The following is a 3,638-nucleotide window of genomic DNA, read 5'->3' on the forward strand; positions in this document are numbered from 1 at the left end:
GATGTTGTTGTAAGTTTTCTGGCTTAAGTCCATTCCTAAAACGGTGTAGTCTAACTTGAAATCCTGAAAACTATGGTTGTACAACTGCGCGAGATTGAATTTGAAACCTTGCAGGAAGAGGTTGTTGTTGTCAAACAAAACCAAATCTTCAAAGGTTTTGCCCTGAAAAATGATTTTGGTTTGGAGGTCGCCTAGGTCGTTTTTGGTAAATGTGATTTCTATGGGTAATACACGCAAAGGAATTTTGCCTGACCAATCGTATTCTATAAAACGACCCGTCCATTCACCTATAATATCTGTGGTTTTGAGTTCGCTGTTTTCGACTGCTTCTGCTTCAATCGTTTCACGACTGCTAGCAATCACTTCGGGATCTATTTTTATTTTGGCTTCGCTGGCTTCTTCAATAGCTTGTTCTGCTTGGTCTAAAACGAGTTCTCGTTTGTCTATTTTTAGGTTTTTGAGAAAGGCTTTACTGTTGGGCGTTCCGTTACTGTAGAAATATTCTAATGCTTTTTGGGTGTCTTGTGGCACTCCATACCCTAAATAATGACAAACGCCTAGCCAATGCTTTGCCATATCGAATTTACTTTTTTCAAACCAAGAGACTGCCGTAGCATAATCTTGTGGCACGCCAAATCCTTTGAGATACATATATCCTAGGGAATAAGCGGCACGGGAGTTTTTGGCATCGGCGGCTTTTTGATACCAATAAACGGCTTTATCCATATCGAGCGTACAACCTTTTCCCTCTCTATACAAGCTGCCTAGATTGTTTTGGGCAATGGGGCTATTATTTATAGCTCCTTGCTCTAAAAATTGAAATCCTTTAACTTCGTCTTTTTCAACGCCCAAACCTTCTAGATAAAACAGGCCGATGTAGTTTTGTGCCAGTGGAATGCCAGATTCTGCGCAAGGCAGCAGGTCTTTGAACATTTTGTCGTAATCTTTATAAAGCCGCTCTTTATCCATCATTTTTTTGATGGTGTCAAGCTTGGCTTTGCATTCCGATTGTGCTGTGGCTCCTATGGCGATAAGCAGGAGCAGTACTGTGTAGGTTTTTTTCATAGAGGTTATTGTTGGTTAATGGTTAAAATTTGTTTTTTCTGATTTTTGAGTTCTAATTTGTAAAAGCTTCGCTTCAAAAAGTTTTTTTGCCACAGATTGCATAGATTTGCACAGATTTTATTCTTCTTAGAGGATTTATAAAGATGAAATCCGTTTTTATCTGTTTAAATCAGTATCATCCGTGTGCCAATTTTAATTCCACTGAAAGTTATTAGCGCTGGATTCTTTGAGTTTATCAATTTTGATGTTGAATTCTTTGCAGGTTTTTGCAAACTCTTTTTCAAAAGTGAAAGACCAAGCCCCTTTTTTGGATTTTTGTAACATTTGATCAAAATTATAATACCCCCCAGTCATCAATAGATTCAATTGATACTCAAAAATCAAATTATACAGTTGCTGTTGTTGCTCTTTGGTTAAATTAGGATTACTGTCCAGCACTTGTTTTAATTCTAATTTCGAATTCAACTCGGCTTCCTCTTTAAAATTTACTATTACAAATTGGGCATATTCCGCGTAAGAAAGTAAATTATTTATTTTTTTAGCATAATACTTTTGGGCTTGGTCAATTTTGTAATTGTACATCACCCACGGATCTTGCACATTGAATGGTGCATTGTGTCGCTCTCTTTTAGCAATAAAACCAGCAACAACCTTATTTCGTTCGTCAATAATTTTTAGTAATTCGTTAGTTTTTTTGTCCGTTAGTTTTGCAAACTTTGCATTCTGATAAAAAATTGTTTTCAAAGAATCGGCGATGGCCGCTGTATTTGGCTTAACAGTTTTTTGTGCTTGTAAGCTGATAGTTATAAAAAAAAGGGTTAGAAATAAATAGAATGTTGTTTTCATAGGAGTTTTAGGATTTGGAATTTGTTATTTGCTATTTGTTTTTTGCTATTTGCTATTTGCTATTTGCTATTTGTTTTCAGTACCACTCTATTTGCCTTGTTTCTGTGTTAATTCTAAAAATTCGTTCATAGCCATTACTTTTTTTGCAGAGCAATAGAAACAAGCCATTGTCAGGGATTTTTGTAAAATGAATAGCTTTATTTTGAGCCGTGGCGGTTTCGATTTTTTTCCATCCGTTGTCCCAAACCAGAAGGTTGAAAATTTCGTTTTCAAAAACTTCAAAAGAGTTGAAATCTTTGGTTGGTCCTTTAATTTTAATATCTCTGGTGATGTCAAAAGAAAATGTTCGCTCATAATTGGGTTTTAACACGATTTGGTTTTTGTCGGAATCCAACAAAATAGGATAGGTTTCGTAGGTCCTTTTTTTAGTTTCTGGTTGATAAAAACTAGGCAAATACACGATGTTAATCCCTAAATTTTTGAACTCACAACTATTTGCTGTTTTCTTTGCCCAATCAATGGTTCGCCAACTGCCCAAATTAAAAACGTTGAGGTACCCTATAGTAGCGGGGTTTGTTTGCTGGATCGCAATGCTTATTTTTCCTGTGGTGACATATTCATCGGTAACATCGAGAACATTTTTTTCTTTCAAAAAACCGTCCGGAATATTACCGGAAAGCTCGATATTAGCTAATGAATTTTGTTGTATCGAATAGGTTTTACGATACACTTTTGCCAATCGCTTCTGGGTAGGCTTGTAATTATAAGGCAAACCCTCCGGATTGTCGGAACTTATACCGTTAAAGGGAATGTGTTCTCCTTTTTCGGTAATGATGGTGTTCCAGAAATGCTTGTTGGAAGATGCCCCATAAAAAGGAGTGAAATCAAAAGTTACTGCAAGTCCTACGGAACGACAAGCCAATATTGCCAAATTAGCTAAATCGTTGCACGATCCTTCTCGCCTAAATAACAATTGTTTTGGACTTAAAAACGGAATCGGGTCAGGTCGACTCTCTAAAAATTTGAAATTTTTTAAAGAAGAGAGTACACTTGTTCCTACCTCAATTGGCATATTGTTGTTTTCTACTTTAGTACTCACACTAGAAACTAAAAATTGATAGTCCTCTCGCCAATCTTCTAATGGTTCGGTTAAGCTGCGATACGGCAGGATGTATTCGCAAAAAGTGGCAAAGTCGTAGGCTTTAGACCAAGGATTGTTTCGCCACGCATCAAAAGCCAAATCAATATTCTTAATCAATAATTCAGGGGTTAGCGCTTCACTATCTTTTAATTCGTAGGTTTGAGGTTTAATTTTAATGCTGTCATTTAATTTTTTGAAGGCTTGAACTGCCATTTCTGAATTGGCATAATCGAGTTCGTTGAAAGGGACTTTTTTACCAGCGTGATCGATCCAATTGTAATTTTGAGATGCGTGAATGTCTAAATTGTCTATCAAGAAAGCTGCAGCCTTTTGTTTTTCGGCATCACTTTGATAATGGACGGCTAAAAGGGTTCTTAATGCTTTGATTTTTAACTTGTCACTTTCGTTGGTTTGTGCCACCAAATTGACCGAAGCGATTAAAATGGAACAGAGGAAGATTTTTATTTTAATCACTTTCTAATTATTTGACCCAAAATTCATAAAAAAAAACGATTTAAGTTAAAACTATGTTAAATTTTAAAATATTTTTAAGAGATAAATTCTCAATAATTAAAATTTGCAATTC

Annotated in this window: 3 protein-coding genes; all 3 read right to left on the minus strand. The window is 35.8% G+C overall.

What is annotated here, in order from left to right; genetic code table 11:
* Positions 1-1,065: tetratricopeptide repeat protein (locus tag RMO83_RS11310; RefSeq protein WP_310559796.1), on the minus strand; the 1,065-nt coding region annotated here is incomplete at its 3' end.
* Positions 1,066-1,257: 192 nt separating this feature from the next.
* The gene (locus RMO83_RS11315; protein WP_310559797.1) at positions 1,258-1,911 is read right to left on the minus strand and encodes a hypothetical protein; all 654 of its coding nucleotides are present in this window, start codon (positions 1,909-1,911) and stop codon (positions 1,258-1,260) included.
* Positions 1,912-1,987: 76 nt separating this feature from the next.
* Positions 1,988-3,526 carry a transglutaminase-like domain-containing protein gene (locus RMO83_RS11320; RefSeq protein ID WP_310559798.1) on the minus strand — a complete coding sequence of 513 codons (1,539 nt, stop codon included), beginning with the start codon at positions 3,524-3,526 and terminating at the stop codon, positions 1,988-1,990.
* Positions 3,527-3,638: the final 112 nt, after the last annotated feature.

It is taken from the genome of Flavobacterium sp. (genome assembly GCF_031423415.1).
Lineage (GTDB): Bacteria > Bacteroidota > Bacteroidia > Flavobacteriales > Flavobacteriaceae > Flavobacterium.